At 72.9% G+C, this 25,232-nt stretch carries 32 protein-coding genes; 17 read left to right on the forward strand and 15 right to left on the reverse strand.

Translation table 11 applies throughout. From position 1 onward, the window contains the following. Positions 1 to 7: 7 nt before the first annotated feature. From ACFVU9_RS18380 to ACFVU9_RS18390, 3 genes are all read right to left on the reverse strand, one after another. A complete protein-coding gene (locus tag ACFVU9_RS18380) occupies positions 8 to 919 on the reverse strand; it encodes an SDR family oxidoreductase (RefSeq protein WP_387594391.1) in 912 nt (303 codons plus the stop codon). Then, entirely contained in the window at positions 916 to 1,533 is a 618-nt protein-coding gene (locus ACFVU9_RS18385; RefSeq protein WP_387594393.1) for a helix-turn-helix domain-containing protein, read from the reverse strand. The genes ACFVU9_RS18380 and ACFVU9_RS18385 overlap by 4 nt, the downstream gene beginning before the upstream one ends. Before the next feature lie 105 nt (positions 1,534 to 1,638). After that, a complete protein-coding gene (locus ACFVU9_RS18390) occupies positions 1,639 to 2,427 on the reverse strand; it encodes an alpha/beta fold hydrolase (RefSeq protein ID WP_387594395.1) in 789 nt (262 codons plus the stop codon). 176 nt (positions 2,428 to 2,603) lie between these two features. Between ACFVU9_RS18390 and ACFVU9_RS18395 the strand changes: the two genes are divergently transcribed. From ACFVU9_RS18395 to ACFVU9_RS18405, 3 genes are all read left to right on the forward strand, one after another. After that, on the forward strand, positions 2,604 to 3,500 hold the full coding sequence (locus tag ACFVU9_RS18395; RefSeq protein ID WP_387594397.1) for a LysR substrate-binding domain-containing protein: 897 nt from the start codon (positions 2,604 to 2,606) through the stop codon (positions 3,498 to 3,500). A gap of 379 nt (positions 3,501 to 3,879) precedes the next feature. Beyond that, the gene (locus tag ACFVU9_RS18400) at positions 3,880 to 4,014 is read left to right on the forward strand and encodes a hypothetical protein (RefSeq protein ID WP_380490360.1); all 135 of its coding nucleotides are present in this window, start codon (positions 3,880 to 3,882) and stop codon (positions 4,012 to 4,014) included. Next, on the forward strand, positions 4,011 to 4,295 hold the full coding sequence (locus tag ACFVU9_RS18405; protein WP_380490358.1) for a hypothetical protein: 285 nt from the start codon (positions 4,011 to 4,013) through the stop codon (positions 4,293 to 4,295). Before ACFVU9_RS18400 ends, ACFVU9_RS18405 begins: the two co-directional genes overlap by 4 nt. 78 nt (positions 4,296 to 4,373) lie before the next feature. On the opposite strand, the gene ACFVU9_RS18410 is transcribed toward ACFVU9_RS18405, so the two are convergent. Beyond that, positions 4,374 to 4,835, reverse strand: a complete 462-nt coding sequence (locus tag ACFVU9_RS18410; RefSeq protein WP_387594399.1) for a hypothetical protein — start codon at positions 4,833 to 4,835, stop codon at positions 4,374 to 4,376. Further along, on the reverse strand, positions 4,832 to 5,296 hold the full coding sequence (locus tag ACFVU9_RS18415) for a hypothetical protein (RefSeq protein ID WP_387594400.1): 465 nt from the start codon (positions 5,294 to 5,296) through the stop codon (positions 4,832 to 4,834). The genes ACFVU9_RS18410 and ACFVU9_RS18415 overlap by 4 nt, the downstream gene beginning before the upstream one ends. 248 nt (positions 5,297 to 5,544) lie before the next feature. On the opposite strand from ACFVU9_RS18415, the gene ACFVU9_RS18420 reads away from it, so the two are divergent. Then, positions 5,545 to 5,868, forward strand: a complete 324-nt coding sequence (locus ACFVU9_RS18420) for a hypothetical protein (RefSeq protein ID WP_387594402.1) — start codon at positions 5,545 to 5,547, stop codon at positions 5,866 to 5,868. Between the two features lie 23 nt (positions 5,869 to 5,891). Beyond that, positions 5,892 to 6,695: a methyltransferase domain-containing protein gene (locus tag ACFVU9_RS18425; protein ID WP_387594404.1), complete on the forward strand. Its 804-nt coding sequence runs from the start codon at positions 5,892 to 5,894 to the stop codon at positions 6,693 to 6,695. Positions 6,696 to 6,710: 15 nt separating this feature from the next. Here the strand turns inward: ACFVU9_RS18425 and ACFVU9_RS18430 are convergent, their stop codons facing one another. Continuing rightward, on the reverse strand, positions 6,711 to 7,598 hold the full coding sequence (locus tag ACFVU9_RS18430; RefSeq protein WP_387594406.1) for an NAD(P)-binding domain-containing protein: 888 nt from the start codon (positions 7,596 to 7,598) through the stop codon (positions 6,711 to 6,713). 81 nt (positions 7,599 to 7,679) lie between these two features. Between ACFVU9_RS18430 and ACFVU9_RS18435 the strand changes: the two genes are divergently transcribed. After that, positions 7,680 to 8,087: a MerR family transcriptional regulator gene (locus ACFVU9_RS18435; RefSeq protein ID WP_387594407.1), complete on the forward strand. Its 408-nt coding sequence runs from the start codon at positions 7,680 to 7,682 to the stop codon at positions 8,085 to 8,087. A 24-nt stretch (positions 8,088 to 8,111) separates the two neighbouring features. Here ACFVU9_RS18435 and ACFVU9_RS18440 read toward each other — a convergent pair whose 3' ends face one another. Both ACFVU9_RS18440 and ACFVU9_RS18445 read right to left on the reverse strand, forming a co-directional pair. Next, entirely contained in the window at positions 8,112 to 8,600 is a 489-nt protein-coding gene (locus tag ACFVU9_RS18440; RefSeq protein WP_387594409.1) for a MarR family winged helix-turn-helix transcriptional regulator, read from the reverse strand. A gap of 61 nt (positions 8,601 to 8,661) precedes the next feature. Further along, the gene (locus tag ACFVU9_RS18445; RefSeq protein ID WP_387594410.1) at positions 8,662 to 9,927 is read right to left on the reverse strand and encodes a cytochrome P450; all 1,266 of its coding nucleotides are present in this window, start codon (positions 9,925 to 9,927) and stop codon (positions 8,662 to 8,664) included. 286 nt (positions 9,928 to 10,213) lie between these two features. Here ACFVU9_RS18445 and ACFVU9_RS18450 point away from each other — a divergent pair, with 286 nt between their 5' ends. The 6 genes from ACFVU9_RS18450 to ACFVU9_RS18475 all read left to right on the forward strand — a co-directional run bounded on the left by ACFVU9_RS18450 (position 10,214) and on the right by ACFVU9_RS18475 (position 14,756). Next, complete coding sequence (locus tag ACFVU9_RS18450) at positions 10,214 to 11,239, forward strand: beta-ketoacyl-ACP synthase 3 (RefSeq protein ID WP_387594412.1); 1,026 nt, start codon at positions 10,214 to 10,216, stop codon at positions 11,237 to 11,239. Further along, positions 11,236 to 11,544: an acyl carrier protein gene (locus ACFVU9_RS18455; protein WP_387594413.1), complete on the forward strand. Its 309-nt coding sequence runs from the start codon at positions 11,236 to 11,238 to the stop codon at positions 11,542 to 11,544. Before ACFVU9_RS18450 ends, ACFVU9_RS18455 begins: the two co-directional genes overlap by 4 nt. 9 nt (positions 11,545 to 11,553) lie before the next feature. After that, a complete protein-coding gene (locus ACFVU9_RS18460) occupies positions 11,554 to 12,444 on the forward strand; it encodes an alpha/beta fold hydrolase (protein ID WP_387594415.1) in 891 nt (296 codons plus the stop codon). Positions 12,445 to 12,550: 106 nt separating this feature from the next. Continuing rightward, the gene (locus tag ACFVU9_RS18465; RefSeq protein ID WP_387594417.1) at positions 12,551 to 13,531 is read left to right on the forward strand and encodes a beta-ketoacyl-ACP synthase 3; all 981 of its coding nucleotides are present in this window, start codon (positions 12,551 to 12,553) and stop codon (positions 13,529 to 13,531) included. A gap of 56 nt (positions 13,532 to 13,587) precedes the next feature. Continuing rightward, a complete protein-coding gene (locus ACFVU9_RS18470; protein WP_387594419.1) occupies positions 13,588 to 13,830 on the forward strand; it encodes an acyl carrier protein in 243 nt (80 codons plus the stop codon). After that, positions 13,827 to 14,756, forward strand: a complete 930-nt coding sequence (locus ACFVU9_RS18475; protein WP_387594421.1) for an alpha/beta fold hydrolase — start codon at positions 13,827 to 13,829, stop codon at positions 14,754 to 14,756. Before ACFVU9_RS18470 ends, ACFVU9_RS18475 begins: the two co-directional genes overlap by 4 nt. Positions 14,757 to 14,769: 13 nt before the next feature. Here the strand turns inward: ACFVU9_RS18475 and ACFVU9_RS18480 are convergent, their stop codons facing one another. The 3 genes from ACFVU9_RS18480 to ACFVU9_RS18490 all read right to left on the reverse strand — a co-directional run bounded on the left by ACFVU9_RS18480 (position 14,770) and on the right by ACFVU9_RS18490 (position 18,317). Continuing rightward, positions 14,770 to 15,990, reverse strand: coding sequence for a glycosyltransferase (locus tag ACFVU9_RS18480; protein WP_387594423.1), 1,221 nt, complete (start codon positions 15,988 to 15,990; stop codon positions 14,770 to 14,772). A gap of 198 nt (positions 15,991 to 16,188) precedes the next feature. Continuing rightward, a complete protein-coding gene (locus ACFVU9_RS18485) occupies positions 16,189 to 17,475 on the reverse strand; it encodes a hypothetical protein (RefSeq protein WP_387594424.1) in 1,287 nt (428 codons plus the stop codon). Further along, positions 17,472 to 18,317, reverse strand: a complete 846-nt coding sequence (locus tag ACFVU9_RS18490) for a hypothetical protein (protein WP_387594426.1) — start codon at positions 18,315 to 18,317, stop codon at positions 17,472 to 17,474. Before ACFVU9_RS18490 ends, ACFVU9_RS18485 begins: the two co-directional genes overlap by 4 nt. A 201-nt stretch (positions 18,318 to 18,518) precedes the next feature. Between ACFVU9_RS18490 and ACFVU9_RS18495 the strand changes: the two genes are divergently transcribed. After that, positions 18,519 to 18,716, forward strand: a complete 198-nt coding sequence (locus tag ACFVU9_RS18495) for a hypothetical protein (RefSeq protein WP_387594428.1) — start codon at positions 18,519 to 18,521, stop codon at positions 18,714 to 18,716. Positions 18,717 to 18,769: 53 nt separating this feature from the next. Here ACFVU9_RS18495 and ACFVU9_RS18500 read toward each other — a convergent pair whose 3' ends face one another. Then, positions 18,770 to 19,882 carry an amidohydrolase family protein gene (locus ACFVU9_RS18500; RefSeq protein ID WP_387594430.1) on the reverse strand — a complete coding sequence of 371 codons (1,113 nt, stop codon included), beginning with the start codon at positions 19,880 to 19,882 and terminating at the stop codon, positions 18,770 to 18,772. 188 nt (positions 19,883 to 20,070) lie between these two features. Continuing rightward, a complete protein-coding gene (locus ACFVU9_RS18505) occupies positions 20,071 to 20,952 on the reverse strand; it encodes a helix-turn-helix domain-containing protein (protein WP_387594432.1) in 882 nt (293 codons plus the stop codon). Between the two features lie 108 nt (positions 20,953 to 21,060). On the opposite strand from ACFVU9_RS18505, the gene ACFVU9_RS18510 reads away from it, so the two are divergent. Beyond that, entirely contained in the window at positions 21,061 to 21,447 is a 387-nt protein-coding gene (locus ACFVU9_RS18510) for a YybH family protein (RefSeq protein ID WP_387594434.1), read from the forward strand. Between the two features lie 19 nt (positions 21,448 to 21,466). On the opposite strand, the gene ACFVU9_RS18515 is transcribed toward ACFVU9_RS18510, so the two are convergent. Beyond that, entirely contained in the window at positions 21,467 to 21,973 is a 507-nt protein-coding gene (locus ACFVU9_RS18515; RefSeq protein ID WP_387594436.1) for a hypothetical protein, read from the reverse strand. Positions 21,974 to 22,300: 327 nt separating this feature from the next. On the opposite strand from ACFVU9_RS18515, the gene ACFVU9_RS18520 reads away from it, so the two are divergent. Continuing rightward, positions 22,301 to 22,504: a hypothetical protein gene (locus ACFVU9_RS18520; protein WP_387594438.1), complete on the forward strand. Its 204-nt coding sequence runs from the start codon at positions 22,301 to 22,303 to the stop codon at positions 22,502 to 22,504. Between the two features lie 219 nt (positions 22,505 to 22,723). After that, positions 22,724 to 23,416, forward strand: a complete 693-nt coding sequence (locus ACFVU9_RS18525; protein WP_387594440.1) for a hypothetical protein — start codon at positions 22,724 to 22,726, stop codon at positions 23,414 to 23,416. Between the two features lie 122 nt (positions 23,417 to 23,538). Here ACFVU9_RS18525 and ACFVU9_RS18530 read toward each other — a convergent pair whose 3' ends face one another. After that, positions 23,539 to 24,135 (reverse strand): TetR/AcrR family transcriptional regulator, encoded by a 597-nt coding sequence (locus tag ACFVU9_RS18530; protein ID WP_387594442.1) that lies wholly within the window; start codon positions 24,133 to 24,135, stop codon positions 23,539 to 23,541. Between the two features lie 171 nt (positions 24,136 to 24,306). Between ACFVU9_RS18530 and ACFVU9_RS18535 the strand changes: the two genes are divergently transcribed. After that, complete coding sequence (locus ACFVU9_RS18535; RefSeq protein WP_387594444.1) at positions 24,307 to 25,179, forward strand: alpha/beta fold hydrolase; 873 nt, start codon at positions 24,307 to 24,309, stop codon at positions 25,177 to 25,179. The last annotated feature ends 53 nt before the right edge of the window (positions 25,180 to 25,232 follow it).

Below are 25,232 nucleotides of genomic sequence, written 5' to 3' on the forward strand. Positions count from 1 at the left end.
CCCGCTGTCAGAGCGGCTCGCCGAGCGGCCCGTGCTCGGCCTCCAGGTTCGCGGCCCAGTGTGCCGCCCAGTCCGGCTGCGTGCCGTCGGCGTCGGTGAACCCGTACTCCCGGTACAGGCCCCACGTCGCCAGCGCCCGGCCGGACTTGGCCATGACGTCCGGGTCCGTGGCCAGGGCCGCCACCGCCCGGCCGAGGTACGCCGGGGTCTCGGAGCGGGCGAAGTGCGGGTCCGCCGCCACGCCGTCGCGCCAGGTCGCCTCGGTGACGCCGAAGTGGTCCAGCACGGCCTCCGAGCGCAGGAACCCGGGGGTGAGGGCCACGGCCGCGACGCCGTGCGGCTTGAGCTCGGCGGCCTGGGCGACGGCGAGCCGGATCACCGCGGACTTGGCGAGGTCGTAGAAGAACGAGCCCCGGTAGCGGGCGGTGTTGCCGTCGGTGACCTCCACGACGAGGCCGCGCTTGCGCGCGACCATCAGCGGGAGCGCGAACCGGCTGGTGATCACGTGGGTCTCCACCGCCTGGCGCAGCAGCCGCAGGCCCGTCTCCACGTCCTGCTCCCAGAGCGGGTGTTCCCAGTCGACGAGCGGATCGCCGCCCCAGACGGAGTTGACCAGGACGTCGAGCCGGCCGTCCTGCTCGGCGGCGATCCGCTCGACCAGGGCCGCGACTTCGTCCGGGCGGCTGTGGTCGGTGCGGACGGGGACGCCCAGGCCGCCCGCCGCGGTGACGCGTTCGGCGGTCTCCTCGATGGTCTCCGGGCGGTCCAGGTCCGAGCGGGTGCCGGTCGTGCTGCGGCCGGTGACGTACACCGTCGCCCCGGCGGCGCCGAGCTCGACGGCGATGCCCCGGCCCCCGCCCCGGGTGCCGCCGGCGACCAGGGCCACGCGTCCGGCCAGCGGCCGGCTGTCGATCGTCATGATTCCTCCGTGACTCGGGTGCGGCGGGCTGTCGTGTACGGGAGCAGGAGGGCGTCGACTTCCTGCCGCAGCCGCTCGGGGAGCGTCCCCTCGCGGTCGAGTGCCCAGTTCAGGCCCGTGCCGACGGCGCTCGCCTGCACCGATCCGGCGAGGGCGGACACGTCCGTCCCGGGGGTGAGTTCGCCGGCTCCGGCCGCCTCCGCCAGCAGGGCCTCGATGGCCCGGCGCTGCGCCAGGTGCACGGCGAGGGCGTGCTCGTGGAGCTCCGGGTCGGTGAGGTCCAGGCACAGGAACGCCAGGTGGTTGGCGAAGGTCTCGGGCGTGGCCATCGGCGCCGTCGACTCCACCAGCAGGGCGGTCAGCGCGGCGAGCGCCGAGTCGTGCCGCTCCCGCACCCGGGCGGGCAGTTCGGCGACGTCGTTCGCCGACTGCCGCGCGAGCGCCACCAGGAGCCCCCGTTTGGAGCCGAACCGCTGGACGAGGGTGCCGGGCACCAGGCCCACCTCGCTCGCCACGGCGGCCAGCGTCAGCCCCGGGGGCCCCACCCGCCCCATCACCTCGGCGGCGGCCCGCAGGATCACGGCGTCGTCGACTCCCCGGGGGCGGCCGGCCATCGCGCACTCCTCGCCTTTAATAAATGCTCGTTCATTTATTAAAGCGCGCCGACGGGTGCGGGGCAACCGTTGCCTGCGGGGCCGTCGCGCGGCCGACCGTCCCCGTCACGCCGGGACGGGCGCCATCCGGGCGACGATGCTGCGCAGAAGCGCGTTGAAGGCGCCCGGGCGTTCCTGGTGCGGCATGTGGGCGGCGTCCTCGATGACGTGGAGCTCGCCGTGCGGGGCGAGGTCGGCGAGCGTCCGCGACACCTCGACCGGGATCTCGGTGTCGAGGCGCCCGTGGACGAACGCGGCGGGCACGGCGAGGCCGCGGAGGGCCGGGCGCGGGTCGTAGGTCAGGGCCTCGGTGAAGAGGGCGTCGATGAAGACGCCCGAGTCGAGGAGCTGGCGCACCGTCCAGTCGGCGACGGCCGGACCGCTCGCCGGGCCGAACCAGTTGGGGACCCAGGCGGCGACGGTGCCGGCGCGGTCCTCGGCGAGGCCGGCCAGCAGGGCGTTGAGCTGCGGGGCCATGCCCTGGCTGGGCCAGTGGGCGGGGCCGTCCACCGAGACGACGCCCCCGATGAGCCCGGGCGCGGCCAGCGCGGCCTCCAGGGCGAAGGTGGCGCCGATCGAACTGCCCACCAGCACGGGCCGGTCGAGGCCGAGGTGGTCGACGAGCGCGAGCACGTCGGCGACGTTCCCGGCGACGTGGTTGCCCTCGGCCGGGTGGTCCGAGCGGCCGCAGCCCCGCCAGTCGACGGTCACCGTGCGGTGGTCCGCGGCCAGGCCGGCGACCTGGGCGCCCCAGACGCGGCCGCTGGAGCCCCAGCCGTGCAGGAACAGCAGCGGGCGGCCGGTGCCGTGGTCCTCGTAGTGCAGTTCGATCCCGTTGATCCGCGCGAACGGCATGACGTGCTCCTCAAGTCCGGTCCACCGCCGGTGCGATGGCGCAGGACCATCACACCAACCGGGCCGGCCGCGACCAAGGAGCGTTCCGCGCCTACACTCATCGGTGATCGTGATGAATCGCCGTGATGAATCGTCGGGGCGATCGTCGGGGTGATCGTCGAGGTGGGGGCTCTCGGGTGGAACTGCGTCAGATCCGGTACTTCCTCGCGGTCGCCGAGGAGCTGCACTTCGGCCGCGCCGCCGAGCGCATGCACATCGTGCAGTCCGCGGTGAGCCAGCAGATCCGGCGCCTGGAGCGGGAGTTGGGCGTCGACCTGTTCGACCGCACGACGCGGAGCGTGACGCTGACCCCGGCCGGCAGCGTCCTCGTCGACCGGGCCAGGGCCGTCGTCGCCGCCGAACAGGCCGCGCTGGACGCGATCGCGGCGCACCGGGCCGAGAACGCGGGCGGGGCCGCCGCGCTGCGCATCGGCACCAACGTCGGCCTCGGCGCCCGGCTCGAACGGCTGCTGGCGGCGCTGGAGCGCCGGGCGCCGGACCTCGCCGTCGAACTCGTCAGCGCCGCACCGGCGGACCGCCTCCAGCGCGTGCGCGACGGCGGGCTCGACGCGGCGTTCGTCCGCGGGGTGACCCGCAGTCCCGGGCTGGAGCTGGTGCCGGTCTGGCGGGAACGGTTCGTCGTGGCGCTGCCGGCCGGGCACGCGCTCGCCGCGCGCGAGACCGTCCGCCTCGCCGACCTGGCCGGGATGCCGCTGCGGATCGCCCCGCGCGAGGCCAACCCACACCTCGTCGACCTGGTCCTCTACGCGTGCCGCGCCGCCGGGTTCGAGCCGGTGCTCGGCCCGGCGTTCACCACCGACCAGGACACCCTGGCCGCGATCGGCGCGGGCGGCGGCCACTGGACGGTCTTCTACGCGACCCAGGCCGAGGTGCTCCCGACGATCCGTACCGTCTTCCGCCCCCTCGCCGGCCCGGACGCCCCGGCCATGCCGACCTACCTCGCCGTCCGGCCCGACGCGCCGGCCCGCACGGTCACACCGCTCCTCGACGCGTGCCGCGACGTAGCGGGGTAGCGGGGAGCGGAGTAGCGGGGGAGTGGAGTTCCCCTTGGCACGAGCGCGGCGAAACGGGGTAGTCGCGGGCGCACCCGGCGCGGTACGGACCCCGGGTAGCGATCGCCCGGCTGCGCACGGGCCTCCGGCGGCCCCGGTCAAGAGCCCGGAGCGTGCCTCCCGGGGTGCTTCGTCGCCTGGAGAACGCCGAGTGCGTTTTCTAGGATTCGGTGCCGATTCCCAGGGTCCCCACCCGGCATCCGCCCTGAAATCCAAGGCTGGAACCACCCCATGGCATACCCCCTCACCCTCTTGCGGACGGCGGCCGGCCTCTCCCGCCCGCGACGTCCACCGGCTCGGCCGGCCGCACTGGCTGGACCGGGCCACGGGCGACGCCGGTTTGCTCGACCAGCCCTTCACCGACGAGGGCACCGCCCACGTGCTGCGCGGTGCCGTCCACCTGCCCGACGCGCCAGGCCCGGCCGGACTCGTCCTGCTGCGCGACAGCGCCCCGCCCCGAACGGACCCGCCGTGACCGAACCCGAGCGCCCCCTCCTCGCCCTCCCCGACCTCGTCGCCCACGTCGGCGCCATACTGGCCGTCCCCGCGCTGGCCGTCCGCCTCGCCGCCCGGGACGCCCAGCGGCCCGAACTCGTGCCGGTGGCCTGGACGATCGGGGCCGCCGGCCTGCTCACGATCGCCGTGGGCGTCGCCCTCTCACTCCTGCGCTCCACCCGCCCGAGCCCGGCGGTGTGGGGGCTGCTGGTCTTCTGGGTGCTGGTCACCGGCGTCATCCTGCTGGAGGCGTGCGGCTGATCGACGGATTCACCGTCGGAGCCGAGGTCCCGGCCGGACCGGTCCGGCCGGGACCGCTCAGCCCCCGGCCGGGACGGCTCATCCCCCGGCCGGCTCGACCGTCAACTCCGAGCCGGCCACCAGCACTTCGCCGGGGTTCAGCCACAGCGACCAGTGGTCGAACTCCCCGTCCTCGGGGTCGCTGCGGTACATCGGGAACGTCTCCAGCCGCAGTCCGCCGAAGTCGAACCGGGTCGCCAGCGCGGGCGGCCGGATCACGACCTCCGTGAGTGCCCGGCCCTCCAGCCCGGCCAGCGCTTCGCCGAGCCCGGGGTCCTCGGAGCCGACGACAACCCGGTCGTCCGTCTCCAGCCGCCACGCGGCCATCTGGATCCACAGGTGGTACTCCCCGTAGACGCGGCCGAACCGGTCGGGCGGCTGTGGCCGGCCGAACTCCATGGTGACGAAGCTGCCCATGCCCCGCCGCACGTCCCACGCGGGCCGCCCGAGCAGCGGGCCGATTCGCCGGTGGGCCTCGGCGACGCCGACGACCGCCTTCACGCCGTCATCTCCCAGCGCGCCCCCGGGCCGACGACGAGCCGACCGCCGGACGGCCTGCGGAACGTCCAGTCCGGGGCCGCCGAGGGCGTGTGGTGGCGCAGCGGGAAGACCGTCAACTCCAGCTCCCCGAAACGGAAGAGCGTGTCCCACCCGGGTGCCAGGACGTGCACGCCGGTGATCGCGCGGCCGGTCAGCACGGCGAGGTCCTCGGCCAGCCGCCGCTCACGGTCCCCCGACGCGGCCACGACGCCGTCCGGCCGGTCCAGCCGCCAGGCCGGTGCGTGGACCGCCAGCCACCGGCGCCGGACCTGTCTCCTCCCGTCGTCCAGCAGCCGCGTCAGCCGGACCTGCAGCCCGAACCGGCCGCCCCCGTCGAGCGGCACCCGCACCTGCTCCACCACGCCGCCGGCGAGGCGCGCGGCCGCGGCCCGCAGCCCTTCGATGTCCGTCGTCCCCTTCATCGCGCCCGAGTATGGGGACGGATGGCGCCGTCGTGCAACGGAAATCGGCCTACCCGCCGCGATGGGGCCGTTGGCCTCTTGTGGTGGGAGTGGCGGGCGCGCAGCGTAGGGGGTGCTGTTGGGCGGGGTCCACCGAGTGGCAGGAGGATGGCGGAGATGAGCACGGACATCGCGGTGGTGGCCTTCGGAGGGGTGTCGCGCGAGGTGCTGGCCGAGGGCCGGGCCCGGGTCGCGGCGGGCGGCCGGCCGTGAGCAGACCCCGGTACGACCGCGCGTCGGCGAACGACGGCTCCGACGAAGGACTGCCCGAGGGCTGGACGATCGAGCGCATCCGCACCGCCTCGGGGGACTCTGACGCCGAACTGCTCTCCCTCGCCCGGCTCGTCGTCGTCGAGGTGCACGGCCGCGCCGACCACGAGACCCTCCGGCCGAGCATCATCATCTCCTTCCACGGCCTCTGCCTCGTGAAGGCCGGCGACGACTGGTACATGGGGGACCTGGACTCCGACGGCTCGATCTCCTGCTGGTCCTCCTACGGCCCCGACCTGGGGGAGGCCATCCGCGGCCTGTGACCGTCCTCTGCGAGAATCGGCGCATGGCTGATCACGACGAAGACCGCGGCTACCTCCTCGACAACCGGCGGGCGGAGGCCGGCGTCCGCTTCGACGCCCTCGCCGAGATCTTCAACCCGGTGACGTTCGGGCACGTCGACCGGATCGGCCTCGGCCCGGGCATGCGGGTCTGGGAGGTCGGCGCCGGCGGCCCGTCCGTTCCGCTCGGGCTGGCGGAGCGCGTCGGGCCGACCGGGATGGTGGTCGCCACCGACATCGACGCCTCGTGGACGAGCGGCATCGCCGACGGCACGATCGAGGTGCTCACCCACGACGTCGTCGCCGACCCGCCGCCGCCCGGCGAGTTCGACCTCGTGCACGCCCGGCTCGTCCTCGTCCACGTCCCCGACCGCGCCGAGGCGCTGCGCCGCATGGTCGGGGCGCTGCGCCCCGGCGGCCGGCTCCTCCTGGAGGACGCCGACCCCGCGCTCATGCCGCTGATCTGCCCCGACGAGTCCGGCCCCGAGCAGCGGCTCGCCAACCGGCTGCGCAACGGCTTCCGCGAGCTGATGGCCTCGCGCGGCGCCGACCTCGCCTACGGGCGCACCCTGCCGCGCGTGCTGCGCGAGGCCGGGCTCGCCGACGTGCAGGCGGACGCGTACTTCCCGATCACCTCGCCCGCGTGCGCCGTGCTGGAGGCCTCGACGGTGCGGCACGTCCGGGGCCTCCTGGTCGAGAAGGGCCTCGCGACGGACGAGGAGATCGACCGGCACCTCGCGGCGGTCGAGAGCGGGAAGCTCGACCTGGCCACCGCCCCGCTGATCTCGGCCTGGGGCCGCCGCGTCTGACGTTCCGTCCGGTTCTCAGGCGGCGAGCAGGTCGACCAGCGCGGACACCCCGTCCGGCCCGTGGCCCGCCTCCGCCGCCCGGCGGGTGAGGGCGAGCGCGGCGTCCAGGACGGCGGTGTCCAGGCCCCGGGCGCGGGCCGTGTGGGCGACGTGCGCCAGACCGGCCGCGGCGGAGGCCACGCTGCTGCGGTCGCCCGGGTGCCGGCGGTCATCGGCGCGCCGGGCGAAGTCATCGATCAGCGGGGGGAGCAGGAGTGGCAAGCCCTGGGCGTACGGCGCGAGTTCGGCGCCGCTGATGCCCTCGGCGCGGGCGAGCGCGAGGGCGTGGACGTACCCGTGCACGGTGGTCCAGAACAGGTCCAGCAGGGCCGCGTCGAAGGCCGCCGCCCGTCCGGGGTCCGTGCCGACGTGGCGCACGGTGCCGAGGGCCCGGAGCGTCTCCCGGTGCTGGGCGAAGGCCTCGGGGTCGCCGCTGAGCAGGATCGTGCCCCGGGGGCTGCCGATCGTCGGGGTGGGCGTGAGGATCGCGGCGTCGAGCAGACGGTAGTCACGGGCGTCGGTGGCGTTGGCGCGGGCGTCGTCGGGCGCGATCGAGGTGGCGTTGACGAGGGTCCGGCCGCGCAGCGCCGCCGCGGTGGTGTCCAGGACGGCCCGGCCGGCCGGCTGGTCGCGGACGCAGAGCAGGACGAGGGGGGAGCCGGCCACCGCCTCGGCGGCGCTCGCGGCCGACCGCGCACCGCGGGCGAGCAGGTCGGCGTCCCGGCCCGGCGTGCGGTTCCACACGGTGGTCGGGTGCCCGGCGGCCAGCAGCGCCCCGGCGAGGGCCCGGCCCATCGGGCCCAGGCCCAGTACGGCAACGGCGGTGCGGGCAGGGGTGGTTGAGGAAGATCGTTCGTTCGGCATGCCGGTTACGCTAGACCTTCACGCCGACGTCAGAGTCAAGCCGGGACGCGGCGCCCGTCCCGTCCTCAGGAGGTGCCCGCGATGCGGATCGGAGAGCTCGCCCGGCGGACCGGCGTCACGCCGCGCGCCCTGCGCTACTACGAGGAGCAGGGGCTGCTCACCCCCGAGCGCCGCCCCAGCGGCTACCGCGAGTACGGCGAGCGGGACGTGGACGCCGTCCACGGCATCCGAACCCTCCTCGCCGCCGGACTCAACAGCGCCGCGATCGCCGAGATCCTGCCGGGCCTGCCGCTCCCGGGCCGCCGCCGCCCCGGCCCGACCTGCCCGGAACTGCTGGCGGGCCTGGCCCGCGAACGCGCCCGGATCACCCGGCAGATGGACGCGCTCGCCGCTGCCCGCGCCCTGCTGGACGAGATCATGGGTGCGGACGCGCCGAGCGAGGCGATCCGCCGGCGCGGAGCGTCGAACGCTTCTCCGTCGCGCGCCTGAGTAACCACGCTCACCAGGCGCCGCTCAGTCCCATGCCGGGCCCTCCGCGAGCTTCTCGGCGATCCGGTCGTGGAAGCTCCGGCGCTCCAGCGCCCGCTCGACGTCGGCGACCACCCGGCTCAGCGGGTACGGGATCTCGGCCTCGATCTCGGCCAGCGCCGCCTCGGTGGCCCGCCGCTCCGCCGCCAGCCGACCGGTGATCGCGCGGGCCTCGTCGGTGAGCGTCACCTTCTTGCTGCGCGCGTCATCGCCCGGGACGGTCCGCACCCAGCCCGCCGCGCGCATCGCGGCGACCTTCTGACTGAGCGCGGAGTGCGTCCGCCCGACCGACTCGGCCAGCTCGGTGATGGTCATCGGCCCGTGGGTGTGCAGCCGCAGGAGCTCCATGACGAAGGTCGGCTTGAGCCCGTCGATCCGCGCGTCGGCGTAGACCCGGCCGATGTCCGCGTCCATCGACGCCTGGAGGAGCCGGAGGGGGCGCCAGAGGCTCTGGAGGGTGGGGTCGTCGGTCATGACGCAGATCGTAACAGCACTTATATAAGCACTGTTACGATTCGCGGCGTGCTGTCAGGCCCTATAGGTGCGGCCGAGATGGGCTGTGGGGGCCTGAGTCCTCGCTGAAGCGGGCGCTGGTGAGGTGGACCGGGAGGGACCGAAGGCCGTGGAACATGGTTCCGTGCCACGGCAGGTGATCGGGGTCGCAGGCCGGGCGGAGGTGGGGGAAGCGGTCGAGGAGTGCGGTGAAGGCGATCTCTGCTTCCACGCGTGCCAGGCGGGCACCGACGCAGTAGTGGATACCGTGTCCGAAGGCGACGTGTCCGACGGTGGACCGGGTGATGTCGAGACGGGTCGGGTCGGGGAACTGGCGGGCGTCGCGGTTGGCCGAGGTGAGGGCGACGGCGACGGTGTGGTGGGCCGGGATGAGGACATCGCCGATCTCGACGGGTTCGGTGGTGTACCGCAACGAGGCCGTGTTGACGGGGCCTTCGTACCGAAGGAGCTCTTCGATCGCTGCGGGCATCAGGGAGCGGTCGGCGCGCAGGGCCTCGAGCTGCAGGGGGTGACGGAGCAGGGCGAGGGTGCCGTTGCCGATGAGGTTCACGGTGGTCTCGTGGCCGGCGACCATGAGCAGGAAGGTTGTCGAGACCAGTTCCTGCGGGGTGAGTCCGCCCGAGTCGTCACTGGTCCGGACGAGATCGGTGAGCAGGTCCTCGCCCGGCGCGCGCCGCTTCTCGTCGATGAGTTCCCGCAGGTATGCGAGGAGGGAGGGCAGGGCCTGCATGACACGGGCGGGATCGTTGGAGTTGCCTGCCGCGGCCCAGTGGTGGACTTGTTCGCGGTCGGGCAGGGGAACACCCAGTAGCTCGCAGAGGACGCCCATCGGCAGCGGGTAGGCGTAGTCGCGCATGAGGTCGGCCCGGGGCCGGTCGGCCATGGTGTCCAGCAACTGGTGGGCGAGGGTTTCGATGCCGGGCTTGAGGCGATCGACGGCCCGGGCGGTGAACACCTTGTTGACGAGTCCGCGCAGCCTGGTGTGGTCCGGGGGATCGGAATTCAGCATGTGGGAGACGAGTTCCATGGCGAGTGCGGCGATTCCCGCATTCGAGGTTGTGCTGTTCTTGATGGCCTTCCGGGCGTTCTCGACGTCCTTGGAGAATCGCGGGTCGGACAGTACGGCCCGGGCGTCGTCGTAGCGTGTGACGAGCCAGACCTTGAGCCCGCCGGGAAAGACCACGCGGCGGACCGGTGTCTCCTCCCGCATCCGCTCGTAGAACGCGTGGGGGTCGGCTTCGTGTTGTGGCCCGTCGAGTGTCTGCTCTTCGTCCAATTCGGTGTGCACGGTTCCTTCAGAGCGCGGTACCCGACTGAGGTGCGACTGAGCGAGGGTACCGCCGGTCGGGGCAGCGGGAGGGATCCTGCATCAACATTCCTTGCGCGCCGCTGGATAATAATCCTGACGGAAACTAATAATTATCGAAAATGCGAATGGTGGTGCCGGGCCGGCGACTTCAAGAATATTTGACATGCGTCTTCGGCGTGAATGCACTGCCCCTCGGTTATTCTGTGCGCGGAAACGTCGACGCGCGGACAAGGACGAGTGAGCCGCTGCCGTTGTGAGGAGCTGTATGGCGTCCCATCTGGCATCCGTGGTGTCCGGAGTCGGGTCCTTTTTGCCACCGCGCATCATCGGCAACGACGACCCTCCGCTGTCCGGGTTGGACACCTCCGCGGAATGGATCCGCAGTCGGACGGGTATCGAGCGCAGGCGGTGGGTGGAGCCCGGGACGAGCACCGGGGATCTGGCCGTGCGGGCCGGACGGGCCGCGCTGCGCAGCGCCGGCGATCCCGCGGTCGACCTCGTGGTCCTCACGACGACCACCCCCGACCACCACTCCCCGGCGACCGCGCCCTGGGTCGCCGCTCAGCTCGGGCTGGGCACCGTGGCGGCCTTCGACGTCGCCGCCGCGTGCTCGGGATTCACCTACGGCCTGGCCGCCGCGGACGCCTGGATCACATCGAAGGCCGCGCAGTGCGTCCTGGTCGTGGCGGCGGAGACCCTGTCGACGATCACCGATCCCTCGGACCGCGGCACGGCAGTCGTCTTCGCGGACGGCGCCGCAGCCGCAGTCCTCCGCGCCGGCCGAATGGACGAGCCCGGCGCGATCCAGGGCGTGCTCCTGGGGAGCGACGGCACGCGCCACGACCTCGCGGTCGTCAACGCGGGCGGCTCCCGCAGGCCCGACCGCGAAGGCCTGGCCGACCCCGCCGACCGCTGTCTGCGGATGCTCGGCCCGGACATGTTCGCCCACGCGGTGCGCCGCATGACCGAAGTGTCCAGGCAGCTGCTGGACAGACTGAACTGGCCGGTCGATTCGCTCGGAGCGTTCATCGGGCACCAGGCCAACCAGCGCATCCTCGACAAGGTCGCAGACCTGGTCGGTGTACCCGCGGCGAGCCGCTTCGCCAACATCCGCGAGGTCGGCAACACCTCCTCCGCCTCGATCCCGCTGGTCATGCACGACCTCGTCGCCGGCGGGGCCGTCCCGTGCGGAGCCAGGACCCTGCTGACCGCCTTCGGCGGCGGAGCCGTGTGGGGAGCGGTCGCCCTGACCTGGCCCGACATCAAATCCTCCACCGAAGGACACCGATGAGCACCTCGCAGCACCCCCTTGACCACATCCGCACCTACCTGGCGAGGGCCTTCGACCTGTCGGTCGACGAACTCACCGCTGAGCGGACGTTCGAAAGCCTCGAGCTGGACTCCATCGCCCAGGTCGAGATGTTCGTGACGCTCTCCGACCACTACGGCATCCACCTGGACGACTCGTGGGCACACGGGGGGATGACCCTCCAGCAGACGGCCGGCCTCGTCACCGCCGCGCTGGAAGGCATCGGTGGCCCGCGGCAGAGCACGGACACCCTCGGCCCGACCGTCCCGCCCCTGACCACCGCGTGAGGGAGAGCCGTGACCGAAGCGATCACCCGAACCCTGTGCATGGACGGACTCTCGTTCTCCTACCAGGTCGTCCATGCCGAAAACCCGTCCACCGACCCGGTCTTCGTCATCGGGGGAGTGCTCCAGGGCATGCACGGCTGGTCCATCATGGAGCGCCATGTCCTGCCCCACGCCAGCCTCATCTCCGTGGACCTGCCCGGCGCGGGCGAGTCCACCCCCCTGCGTCCCGAGCAGAGCATGGAGACCATGTGCCGGGCCACCGAGGCCATCATCGACGACCTGGGACACGACCGGGTCAACTTCCTCGGCTACTCCTTCGGCTCCGCCATCGCCTTCCGCTGCGCACAACGCCGACCGGATCGGATCGCCAAGCTGGTCCTCGGCGGCGTCCCCGTCCGCATCAGCGACAAACTCACCGACCTGTGGATGCGCGGAGCCCAGCGGATGCTCGGCGGCGATGCCAACGGGTTCGTCGATGTGCTCGCCGAGATGTTCCTGTGCTCCGACGCCGAGGCCACCATCAGGAACCGTGACGTCGTACGGCAGCTCGTCAAGCGCATGACCTTGCGCGGGGTCACCGCCAGCGCCCACGGATTCGAGACGATGGAACGCTCCGTCCTGGAAAACCTCGACCCCGACGGCGGACTGACCGGGGTACCCACCCTCGTCTTCTGCGGTGAACACGACACCATCAGTTCCCTGGAGGAGCAGCGCGAGTTCGCGGCGACCATCGAGGACTGCACCTTCGCCGCTATCGCCGAGGCCGACCACTGGGTGTTCATGCAGCGCCGCGAGGAGGCCAGCGACCTCGTCATGCGTTTCTTCACCGGCAGCCCCCTCGACGACTGCGACTACCTCGTCGAACCGGCCATCACCGCGAGGCCGCGGGCAGGCCGCTGAGTCCTGCCCGCACCGCCGACGAGAGCGGCCGACGGGCACGGCCGGCGCCGGCCACCGGACGACTCGGAACCAGAACACCGATCGGGGCAATGTGACACACACCGTCGTGGCAGGACTGGGATGCTGGCTGCCGCCGACCATCGTCCACAACACGGACCTGATGGCACCCGGCATGGACGCGTTCGTCCGGCGTCGAATCGGCATCGCCCGGCGGCACCGCATCACCGACGGCCACGCCACCGCCCACCTCGCAACGGAAGCAGGGACCCGTGCCCTCGCCTCCGCCGGCATCCACACCGCCGACGCAGTCATCCTGGCCACCACCACCCCCGACCGGCTCTGCCCCGCCGGAGCCCCTGAAGTAGCCAGCGCCCTCGGCATGACCGGCACACCCGCCTTCGACATCAACGCAGGCTGCTCCGGCTTCCTCTACGCCTGCGAACTGGCCAAGGGCCTCATCGCCGCCGAGACGGCCGACACCGTCCTGGTGATCGCAGCCGAGAGCACCTCGACGATGGTCAACCCCACGGACGCTGCCACCGCCCCCATCTTCGGCGACGGATCCGGTGCCGTCGTGCTGCGGCGTGCCCGCCCCGGCCAGGAACCCACGCTCGGCCCGACCGTCTGGGGCAGCGACGGCACCCTCGCGGACGCCATCGCCATTCCGGCGGGCGGAGCCCGCCAACGTGCCTCCCGCCACCCTGCCGGAGCCGACCTCTACCTTCAGATGCGGGGCACCGAAGTACTGCGCAACGCGGTGCGCCGCATGAAGGCCGCCGCCACCGGTGCCGCCGAGGCCGCCGGCTGGCGCCCGGCGGACGTGGACGTGTTCCTCGCCCACCAGGCCAACGCCGCGATCACCACCGCTCTGGCCGCGGCACTCGACCTCCCCCGTGCCGCCATGCCCTCCAACATCGAGACGGTCGGCAACACCGCCGCCGCGTCGCTGCCGATCCTGCTCGCCCAGACGGCCGGCGACGGCACGCTGAAGGAAGGCCACCGCGTCCTGCTGGTGGCCTTCGGCAGCGGACTGTCCTGGGCCGCGACCACCGCCGTCTGGCCCCCGGGACTCGTGCCCGGCCTCTGATCCCCGGGCCACCACACCGTCCAGCCGACCGGCGCCCGACCATCCACGGAGAATCCATGAGCGACATGCTGCGGATCGTCATCGACACCCTGACACAGAAGGCCGGACTCCCCGCGGTCGCCATCACGCCCACGGCCACGTTGGCCGAAGCAGGCGTGGACTCCATGGCCATCGCCGTCCTCGCCATGATCCTGGAGGACGACCACGGCATCGTGATCACCGAGACCGACCTGTCGGCCAACTCCACGGTCGCCGAACTCGCGGCCTTCATCGACCGCCACCAGGCGGCCACCGCATGACCGGGCAGGCCCTCGCACCGCACCCGACCGAAACCCACGTCCACGACCACCACATCGCCTGGCCGCCGGCCCCCTACCCCTGCCGCGTCCTCACACCCCGGGCTCCCACGTCGTGCGAGCCACTGCTGGTACTCGGCGGAGGCCTCCAGAGCCGCCATTCCTGGGCCCGACTGGAACGCCGCCTCTGCCCCCGCCACCGGGTCCTCATCCCCGACCTGCCCCCCGCGCGCTCACCCGACCAGGCCCGGACGAACCTCACCTGGGACGACCTCACCCAGGCCGCCCTGGCAGCCGCCGACCAGCTCCGCATCGGACGGTTCGCCGTCCTCGCCGTCTCATCCGGCTACCCCGTCGGCTACCGGCTCGCCCAGCAGCACCCCGACCGTGTCACGCGACTCATGCTCTTCGGCGCCGCCCCTCGACCCGGCCCCCGGCTCGCCGCGCTCATCAGGGAAGGACTGCGCCGCGAGGCCACGGCACCGCCTCCCGCCACGACCGGTAGCCAACGCCGCACCGCAGCCCGGCTCGTGGACGTCCTGACCAACACCCGGGCAGCCGAAGACCACCTGCTCGTCAAGGCCGCCGCACGCGTCATGCTCGACCAGCTCGCCGCTTCCCCCCAAGACCCCCTGATCCGCTACGTCGTCGATCGCGGCTCCCTCCTCCTGAGCGACCCGCTGCCCCCCGGCGGACTCGCCGGCATCCCCGCCCTCGTCGGTGTCGGCGAGAACGACACGGCCACCACCGTCGAGGACAACCGCGCCGTGGCCGTCACCATCGCCGACTGCACCTTCCTCGTGATGCAGCACGCCGACCACCTCCTCCACCTGGAACGTGACGCCGACTTCGCGGCCGCCATCACCCTCTTCCTGCACGGCGAGTCCCTGGGCACGCTGCCCCACAGCACCGTCGAGCGCCTGCGCTGACCCGCGAGCGGCGTCAGCCGAGCTCCTCCAGGAGCGCCGCCGTACCGTCTTGCCGCCCCACCAGCCGACCGATTTCCTGAGTCCGGACCCGGTACTCGTGTCCCTCCAGCAGCCGGTCCAAGGCCCAGCCGAGATTGTCGGCGTTCAGTCGCCGCTGCGGAATCACCGCCGGGGTGAGGCCCAGCGCCCGCAGCCGAGACGACCAGAACGGTTGGTCCAATCCGACGGGGACCGGAAGCGCGGGAGTCATGGCCCGCAGGCAGGCGTGCACGGTGCCGGGCCCGGCATGGTGCACGGCCGCCCGCATCCGAGGCAGGAGCCAGTCGTGCGGGCACGGCCCGATGTTGAGGACGTCGTCGCCCCGGGCCTCCAGACCGGCCCACCCGCCCTGGACCACGGCACGCACCCCGAGCCGCCGGACAACCGTGGTGACGGTGTCGGCGAGCTGCTCGACATCGATGCCGGTCATGCTTCCGAACCCGAAGTAGACGGGGGCAGGTCCCGAGTCGAGGAAGTCCACCAGCCGGGCGTCGGGCCGCCAGCCCGCGGCCCGCTGCGGGTGCCAGGCACCCACCACCCGGTGCGGGGCGGGAATCCGCACCCCGCGCGGCATCAGTGCCGCGCTGAACCCGTACCGCACGGCACAGGTGGAGAGCGGCAGCCGTAGGTCCTCCATCCTGCCGCGCGGGAGGTTGAGCTCCCGTCGCAGATAGCCGTTGGCAGACCGGTAGATCGGACTCAGGACAAGTCTGACCAGCGCGTCCGTCGCACGGTAGCGCCCGTGCGAACCGCCGGTCACGAGCCGCGGGAGCATCATCGCGTGGGAGACGGTGTAGACGCCGATGCAGGGAATGTCCAGCCCGCGGCCGACGAGGGCGGCCTGCGGGTGCAGTAGCGGATGCGCGAGAAGGACGTCGGCGCCCGCGCCCGCTGCCGCCAACAGGTGTTCCGCCGCGATGAGGGCCATGTCCCGGGCGTTGTCCCTGCGCGCGCGCCGCGCCCTCGGCTGCCCGATCTCCGCTTCCTGCCGATCGAGGGGCATGGCGCGGACCTTGAGGGCCAGGCCGTGGAAGGTCGCCGCGTGCCGGCCGGACGTCACCACCACGACATCGTGCCCGGCCTTCTTCAGGCCCGCGGCCAGTCCTGCGTAGGGCGCGATGTCGCCGGCCGTGCCCCAGGTGGCCAGCACGACGCGCCGCGGGGCGCTGAGGACGATTGCGGGGTTGCGATCCATGGCCGGCAGCCCTCCGTGGGTCGGGAAAGGGGACGGCAGGCGGCAACGGGAACCCGGAACCAGTGGTCACCATGCCAAGACGTCCGCACTCACAACGCGCGCCGCGCCACTGGCGTTACGAGCGCCGCCGCGAGCCGTCGCTGGGAAGGCCGAGCAGCCGCGCGGCGCGCTCGGGCGGGGGACCACGCGGCGTGTGGGTCAGCGGCCCTCGTGGACACTCCGGCCGGCCGCCGACACCCGCAGGTCCGGTTGTCGGAGGTGCAACAGGCTCCGATCGGGCCGGCCGGACGGGCGTTCGTGCACCGGCTCCGCCTCGTCGTCGTCCCCGACGATCTCGTAGAGGCGCACCATCACCATGTACAACTGACGCTCGGCGCTCCCCACGTGGTTGCGTCGGCCGAACGCGGCCATCATGGTCAACTTCGTCGCAGCATGGGAGGCCTGGTGGAAGATCTCCCGCATGAGCGACCTCTGGCCCGGCTCGCTCACGGCGCGCGCCAGATTGGCCAGGTCCGCCGACAACTGCTTGGCAGCCATCCCGAGTTCGTCCAGCTCCCACGCCGGGTCGGCCCTCGTCTTGTGTCCGATCCGCGACCGGGTCAGCTCGCCGGCCAGTTGCCGCGCGGTACGGGCTGCGCGCCGAAGGGCGTCGTCCGGTGGCCTGCCGGCCGGTGTCGGCCACCAGGGCGCGGCCCATGCCCGGTCGGTGGTACCGGACGGCGTGACCTGCTGCCACCGACGGACGCCCATCACCCGTCCGTCCGGTTCGGCCAGGGCTTCCCATACGGACTCGGGCAGCACCAGGATCGGCCCGGGATCGTTCCGGTGCACGAATTCGTCCCGGACCGACCTGAGGAGAGCGAGTTTCCGGCCCAGATCCCAGAGCACGCGTCGATCCGATGACCGGGTCCCCAGGACGCCGGCCAGGTAGCGCGGCCGGTGTTCCCGGGACAGCCCGGCCGCCACGAGGCGGAACCAGCGGGCGATCGACTCCCCGTCCGCGTCGTTCGGCAGCACGGCCATCACCCCGTCGCCCTGCTCGACCCTGCAGTCCTGCCAGCCGACGACCCGCGAGCAGGCCTCCGTCACCGCGCGGAACCGCGCGTCCCGGAACTCCTGGTCACGGTGGTTGCGGATGCCGGACCGCTCGCAGTCCACGACCACGACGACGCGGCGGACGGGCTCCTCCACCGGGCTCTCCTCCTCGGCGTCATCCCAGTCGTAGACGTTCCGGTCCAGCACCGGCTCAATGGACTCCGGATCGAGTTCGGGCGCGATCGAGGATCCCCGCAGGGTCCTCAGGAAGCCCCGCAGCGATGGGCTCAGTCTGCCGACGTCCACTTCCGCGCCTCCGCGCGACGGCAGGCGGACACGCTCCAACTCCCGCGTCCAGACGCCCGCGTCGCTCGTGCCCGCGGTGCGGAGAATCGTGAGGGCCCAACGGATCAGGTCGCCGGTGACGGCCTCGGGCATGGGATTGGTCATGGGTGCGTCCTCCTCCGTTCCTCGTTGGTGGGGTCCTGCTGCTCGCCGGGTTGTCGGGGCCCGCGCTGCCGGCCGCGGCCGAGGTGGTCGCGAAGCCGTTTGACCCGCATGGAGACCGCGCCCTCGGAGAGTCCGAGGCGGGCCCCGATCTCCTTGTCCGTGAGTCCCAGGGCGCGCCAGCGGAAGATCTCCGCGAGGATCCGGCACTGATCGGGGGTGAGGTCCGGCCCGAGGTCGGCGATCACCGTCTCGGACGCCGCCAGGTCGGGCACGATGTCGTCGTGGGCGCGGTCCTGCTGCACTTCCCCGCCGTCCACGATGTCGGGCAGCGCGTCGCCGAGCGGGACTTCGACGGCGGCACCCGCCCCGAACTCCCGGCACCAGCGTCGGTGGGCGCCGGGGAAGGCCAGCAGGACCGCGCCCACGAAGTAGGAGGCGAGCGTGGCACCGCCGGCGCAGCTCCAGCCGCCCTCGATCAAGGCCTTCTCCCGGAACCGCGTCCAGGCGAGGGCGACCGTCTCGCCGATCAGCGACTCCCGCTCGTCCACCCGCTCGCGGAGGACCCGCCGCGTCCCGGCATCCGTGTCCAGGGGCCGGCCGGCGACGAAACAGCGGTGGTGGATCTGCTCTGTGACGATCCAGTGCCGCAGCACCTTCGTGCCCGTGGCTATCATCGCGGCTTCGAACAGCACGTAGTCGGGCCCGGTCCAGCCGCCGGCGGCGAGCCGGTCGACGAGGTCCTGGTCCGCCTTCCGGCGCGCGAGCGAGTCGGCCGGGGCGCGGGCGGGCTCTCTGGCCGGTGCCGGGTACGGCGAAGCGCCGCTCCTCTCGACCTGCACCATCGACCCTCCCGCGTTGCGGCCCAGCACCACGCTGCTCCTGTCGGCGTTGTAGGCCGGCGGACGAGCACGATCCCACGCATCGTCACAATTCTTTCGGGAAAAGATTTTTGGGCCGCTCACGTGGGTCCGGACGGTTCGCCCGACCTATGCCCGAAACGAACCGGGTCCGCCGGACCCGACCGCACCGCCAGGAGCGCGACCATGTCGCACGACCAGATCCCAGCTCAGGCCTCGTCGGAGTCCGTCACCCGGCCCGACCCCGTCGGCCCGGTCCTGGACGTCCGCGTCGGAGGGATCCGCTTGACGCTGGAGGTGCCGGCCCGCCTCCACCTCCTGGCGTCCGGCCTGATCACGTCCGGGACCGCCGCCGCCCTCGGGTACCTGCTCGCGGCGCGCTGAGCCCGGTGGCCCCCACGGACCTGATGCACAAGGGCCTGTGGGGGCTCTGACCGTCAGGCGTCGGAACGCGGGCGGGTGCGGCAGATGCGCGGGGCCTCGTCCTTGAGTCCCAGGAGGGCGAAGTAGTTCTGGCCGAGGGCGATGTCCCGGAAGGCCTCGTTGCCGAGCGCGCGGTTGATCCGGCTCGTGACCTCCAGTTCCTGCTCGTAGACCGCGTAGTCCTTGGTCCGGGCGGCCACGAAGTCCGTCCCGGTGATCGCCCGGGTGGGGTGGCGGTCGAGGAAGGCCGCGTACTTCTCGCGGACGCCCGGGCGGCTGAAGTAGAGGTCCTCCAGGACGCGCCAGCTGAGGTCGAGCGTCAGGTTCGGGTGGGCGTCGAGGAGCCGGTCGAGGATGCGGATGTGCTCGTCGGGGTCGAGGGTGGCGAGCTCCTTCGAGAGTCCCATGTGGGCCCACACGATCTTGTTGCCCGGGTACCGGTCGAGGATCTCCTCCATCAGGTGCAGGTACTTGGTCGGCTCCGCGTCGTTGCCGAGGTCGGAGTGGAACGTGACCGGGATGCCGCGCTCCCGGTACACCTGCATGAACGGGCCCCAGTTGGCGATGTCGTCGCTGTCGGCCGACTCGGCCTGGTTGGCGAACAGCGCCTGCTTGACGACGTTGACCTCGCCGGCCCACTTGAACATCTTCGGGTACTCGCGGTCGTAGAGCGCGATTCCGGTGGGGACGGTCTCCGGGTGGTGCAGGTCCATGAAGGTCATCGACAGCGTGAGGTGCGGGTCGTCCGGGTGCTGCTCGCGGAAGTTCTCGGCGTTGGCGATGTCGTTGCGGATGCTGGGCCGCACCGGCGTGCCGGGGCAGTCGAGGTAGTACACGCAGCCGGAGTCGGCGGGCAGGACCTGTCCGATGCCGAACATGTTGGCGTAGCGGACGCCGCTCTTGCGCAGGTAGTCGGTCATCTCCTCGAAGGGGATCGCCCGCCCGCCGAAGGGGCGGAAGTGGAGGTGGCTGTCCACCACCGAGGTGTAGGGCTGCTTGGCGCGGTCGAAGCAGGCGCGGGCCGCGAGGGCCTGGCCGGCCCCGGCCGGGGAGACGACGACCGCCATCGCGGCGGCCGAGACGGCGATGGCGGCCAGGGGTCTGTTGGTCCGGAGGGTGTTCTTCAAGGGGGCGCCTCCCGTGGCGAGCGGTCGGCGCGGGGCGCCGACTCGGAGAGCATCTCTGGGGGGCCAGGTTCGCCCGACGGTTCGTCGGTCGGTGGCGCCCGGAGAGGTGTCGGCGCGGCTGGCCGCTCGAACGGGTGCGGGGATGGGGCCGTTGGAGCGGATGCGAAGCAGCCTGACCTGTCGCCGGATCAGCGCTGGGCGCGCCGGAAGGTGCCCGGGGTGCGGCCGGTCTCGCGGGTGAAGAACTTGCCGAAGTTGGTGGGCTCGCCGAAGCCGAGGGTGCGGCCGATGGTCGCGACGGGGAGGTCGGTGTGGGCGAGGAGGCGCTGGGCCTGCAACGCGACGCGGGCGTCGGCGAGTTGTTTGGCGGTGCGGCCGGTGGCGGCCAGGCAGGCGCGGGTGAGGGTGCGGGGGGAGTAGCCGAGGCGGGCGGCGTACTCCTCGACGGAGCGGGTGGTGGCGAAGGACCGTTCCAGTTCGCGCCGGAAGGCGAGGTAGAGGTCGGGGGAGGGTTCGCCGGTGGGGCCCGGGAGGCGGGCGATGCGGATGAGGAACGCGCCGAGGAGCTGGCGCAGCAGCGCGCTCGAAAGGCCGGCGGGGGCCGCGCCGGTCCGGAGTGCCGCGTACTCGGCTTCCAGCTCCGCCGCCGCCCGCTCGAAGGCGCCGAACTCACCGGGCGGCAGCTGCCACGCGACCGGGCCGAAGCCGTCGAGCGCGGCGTGCGTCGCGGGCAGCGGCGGTGGGAAGTCGGCGGTGAAGAGGAGCAGGACGGCGTCGAGTGCCGCCGGGCGGCCGTCGGCGCCGGACGGCAGGCGCTGCACCTGGCCGGGGCGCAGGTGCAGGAGCGTGCCGCGCGTGCACGGGTGCGGGACGAAATCGACCATCGCGGTGCCCTCGCCGCCGCGCACGAGCACCAGCTGGTGGAAGTCGAGCCGGCTCGGCCGGCGGGCGACGGAGCTCTTCAGGCGCTGCTTCAGCGCCTCGAAGGCCAGGACCTCGACCCCCGGGTGTGCGGGGTCGGGGTTGTCGTAGGCGATCTCGATGACGTCGCGGTGTCCGTTTTCGACCATGGCGAGTCCCGACTCTACCTCGCCGGGGAGGCGGCCCCGGCGGGATCGTGGAGGCACGGCGGCCGAGGGCCGTCAGCGTCACCACTACGACACGTGAGGATTTTCACCATGTCCGTCCCCGTCATCACCGACCCCGCGCAACTGCCGATCGCGTTCGAGCACGCCCTGAACGCCGGCGACGTCGACACCGTCCTGACCCTCTTCGCCCCGGACGCGGCCATGCGCACGGTGGCCGGCGAGTTCATCGCGGGCACCGACGCGCTGCGTGCGGAGTTCGGCGGCACCGTGGCCGTCCACGGCAAGCTGACGAACGTCCGGCGGCACACGCTCGTCGGCGCGGGCAGTGCCCTGCTGGTCAACGACTGGACCCTGGAGGTCGACACCCCCGGCGGCGGGCGGACCGCCCGGACCGGCATCACCGCCAACATCGCCCGCCAGGACCCGTACGACGGCACCTGGCGCTTCGCGCTCCTCAACCCGCTCGGCACCGCCTGAGCCGTCGGCGCTTCCGTGGTCAGTTCTCCAGGCTGACAGCCTCGTTGAGGGTGTGCACGCGTTCGGTGGCCCCGGGGTCGGCGCCGATCTCCGGGGCCCGCGCGATCAGGAGGTCCAGGAGCGCGAGGGCCGAGGCACGTTCGCGCTGGGAGAGGGTGTCGGTGCCGGGGGCCGCGTTGGCGGCGTCGGTGACGGCGCGGTGGAGGCGGCGGACCCGTTCCGTCACCTCGGCGTCGCGGCTGAGCGGGCCGGTCCGGGCCATCAGCCGGTCGAGCACGGCGTCGATCTGCGAGGGCCCGCCGGGAGCGCTCCGGTGGCCGGTGCCGGTGTCGGTGCTGATGCCTGCGCGACCCCTGGACCCGTCGCGGGACGGGAAGGCGGCGATCTCCGCGACGAGCACCCGGATGCGGTCGACGGTCGCGGGGTGGTGGGCGATGGTCGCGGCGTGCTCGTCGAGGAGCGTGCGCAGCGCGGTGATGGTTTCCGGCGCGCTCATGCCGTCGGCGACGGTGGGCAGCGGGGTCATCGGGGACTCCTGGGGGTCTGGCCGGGGCGGCCGCCGGTGGGACGCGGCGGGCCCGCAGTCGGGTGTGCGGGACCGGACGCGCTCGCCGCACGCCCCCATGCTCGGTCGGCGGGCCTCCCGCTGTCCTGCGGGACCCGTCGCACGGGTGACCCGGCCCGGCGGGTCCTGTGGAAACACCGTGCCCCGGACGGCGGCCGCTCGTGCCCGTTCGACGAACCGTCCAGGCCACTACCGCGCCCGCCTGGCCGGTATTCGACCGGTTACTCCGCGTCGCCGCCGGGGAAGATCGACCAAGTCCGATCCGCGCATGACAGAAGGAGCCCGTCCATGGCCGACGACCAGCCCACCGAGACCACCGCCGACGAGCCCGAAGCCGGCGAGCCCGAAGCCGGCGAGACCGCCGCCGCCGAGACCGCCGCCAAGCCGACAGCCGTCAAGGCCGCCCAGCCGGTCGGCCATCAGAAGCTCGAGGTCAAGCACATCCAGGGACAGGTCATCACCCACACGATCGTCAAGCCCCTGCCGGAGTGACAGGCCGAGGCGTGACCGCCCCGGCGCCTGGCGGCTGACCGGCACGCGACTACGCGGGGAAGCCGGGCGCACCGTGCGGTCACTGGGCCGCCCTTCACGGCAAGGGCGGCCCAGATCGCTGTCCGCGGCCGGCCCCGCAGGGCGCCGCGGTTCTTCGATCTCGGTGCTGCTTGCTGCGCTGCGTGTTTGACACTTCATCAGATGCAAGGAGTTCCTGTGGTGAATACCAAGGTCCCGATCGCCGCCGTGGTGGCCGTCGCCGCCGCGCTCGTGCTGGGCGGCGGCACGCAGGCCGTCGCCCGGCCCCAGGCCGGGACGGGCGCGGCGGCCTGCGCGGGGTGGACGAAGGTGGAGGCGGTCTCCTACCTGAGCCACGCCGACGGCAGCTACCGCCGGGCCCAGGGCACGGTCCGGAGCGTCGCGAAGGACACCTGTCTCATCGAGCTGGACGAGAACAAGTACGCCCCCGGCTGGTACACCGGATGGGACGGTTACTGGAGCATCGCCAAGGAGAACGACAAGGGCGCGGTGTACAAGCAGTTCGCCAAGGCGGTGGTCAGGAGGGGCGAGGGCGGCTACGTGGAGTCCTACCTCGTGGACCTGGACCAGCTGCGCGACGTCGCGGAGAACGTGAACTGCGACGCGAGGGTCACCAAGGACCTCGCGGACGCCTGGCGGGCGGACATCCGCGTCTACGGCGAGCCGAACCGCCAGCGGACCGACTGGATCCGGACCTGGAACGAGGTCGGCGGCTTCACCAACCTGGGCAGCCGGTGGCGCAAGGACCAGTGCGTCAAGCTCACCGGCAGCGCGACCAAGTGGGACGGCCACATCTTCTACGAGACCCCGCAGGGCCAGGGCGGCCACTACGACTGGGTCCGCGACGACGCGGTCAACCTCCAGCGCAAGTAGCCCGCGTCATCTCCCGGTGCCCGCCCGCACCGCACGCAGGTCGGAGCAGGTTTCTCGGCGAACCGCCCGCTGGGAAACCTGCTCCGGGCGGGCGCAGGGTTCACCACGCCGGTTGAAACGCCCTAGCCGAAGAGCCGGTCCAGGTGCTCGTCCAGGACGGCGAGCGCGTCGGCCTCGCGGTAGACGCCGAAGAGGACGGGCCAGCGCAGGCCCTCGACGACGGTGTGGAGGGCGCGGGCGGCGTGGTCGGGGTCGAGGTCGGCGGGGAGCTCGCCGCGCTCCTGGCCGAGCCTCAGCTGCTGGGCGAGGAAGCCGGTGGCGCCCTCGTACACCATCGTCACGACGTCGCGCACGGACGGGTCGACGGCGCCGCGCGCGAGGATGGCCGCGCCCATCCGGGCGCCGTCGCGGCTCTGCTCGTCCAGCGGGAGCAGCTCGACCAGCAGCCGGCGGAGCAGTTCCCGCACGGTGGTGGGCATCCGGTCGCCGGCGAAGAGGCGGGCGAAGCGCGCGGTGAGCAGCTCGTGGTTGTACTCGATGGCGAAGCGCAGCATCTCGTCCTTGGTGGCGAAGTAGTGCTGCACCGCGCCCATCGAGACGCCGGCCTCGGCGGCGACGTCGCGCAGGCTGACGCCCTCCAGGCCGCGGGTGGTGATGATCCGCAGCAGGGCGGCGGCGATGTGGCGGCGGCGTTCCTCGCGGTCGACCTGCTTGGGCATGGGCGGCGGCTCTCCCGTGACGATCCGTCTGGTGGTCGGGTACTGCGGCGGTCCGGCAGTCCGGCAGTGGCGCAGTGGCGCAGTTTGGCAATGCGGGTGCATTGCCAAGCATACGCGGCGGCTTTTACCATGCGAGTGCATGGTGAAAATCGGCGAGGCGAGGGGGCCCCGATGGTCGTGTCAGTCCCGTACGAGCGCGCGGTGGCGAGGAACGGCGAGGTGGAGATCGCCTACGAGGCGTTCGGCGAACCGGACGGGCGGCCGCTGCTGCTGATCGCCGGCCTGGACGGCCAGATGCTGTGGTGGTGGACGGACTTCTGCCGCCTGCTCGCCGGGCGGGGCTACCGGGTGGTGCGCTACGACCACCGCGACAGCGGCCTGTCCACGCACTTCACCGGGCACCGCGGCACCGCGTACACCGCCGTCGACATGGCCGGGGACGCGCTCGCCGTCCTGGACGCGCTCGGCTGGCGCGACGCCCACCTCTGCGGCGCGTCCATGGGCGCCGGGCTCGGCCAGTACCTCGCGGCGACCGCGCCCGAACGGGTGCGCACGCTGACCTCCATGCTGTCGATCCCGGTCGACCGGCCGGCGAGCGCCCTCGCGTACATCCACCTGCTGCGCCCGTTCAAGCTGGCGTTCCGCCGGTACGGGGACGACCGGGCGAGCCAGATCCGCCGGACCGTGGACGTGCTGCGGCTGACCTACCCGGACGGGGCCCGCTTCCCCGAGGAACAGGCCCGCGCGGTGGCCGCCGAGTGCCACGCCCGTCACCCGCACGATCCGACGGCCCGCCGCCGCCAGCTCGCCGCCTCGCGTGCCGTCCGCTTCCCGGCCCCGGGCCTGGCCGGGATCGCCGCGCCCACCCTGGTGATCCACGGGGAGGACGACCCGTTGGTCCGTCCGGCCGGAGGACGGGCGGTGGCGGCGCGGATCCCGGGCGCCCGGTTCGTCGGCTACCCGGGGATGGGGCACAACCTGCCGGAGGAGCGGTGGACGGACATCGCCGACGAGCTTGACCGGCTGACGGCCGGTAGCCGGTAGCCGGTGGCCGGCGGCGGGGCGGGGGGGGACCGGGGGGCGCGGCGGGGGGCCGG

The sequence above is a fragment of the Kitasatospora sp. NPDC057936 genome (assembly GCF_042887525.1).
Taxonomy (GTDB): domain Bacteria; phylum Actinomycetota; class Actinomycetes; order Streptomycetales; family Streptomycetaceae; genus Kitasatospora.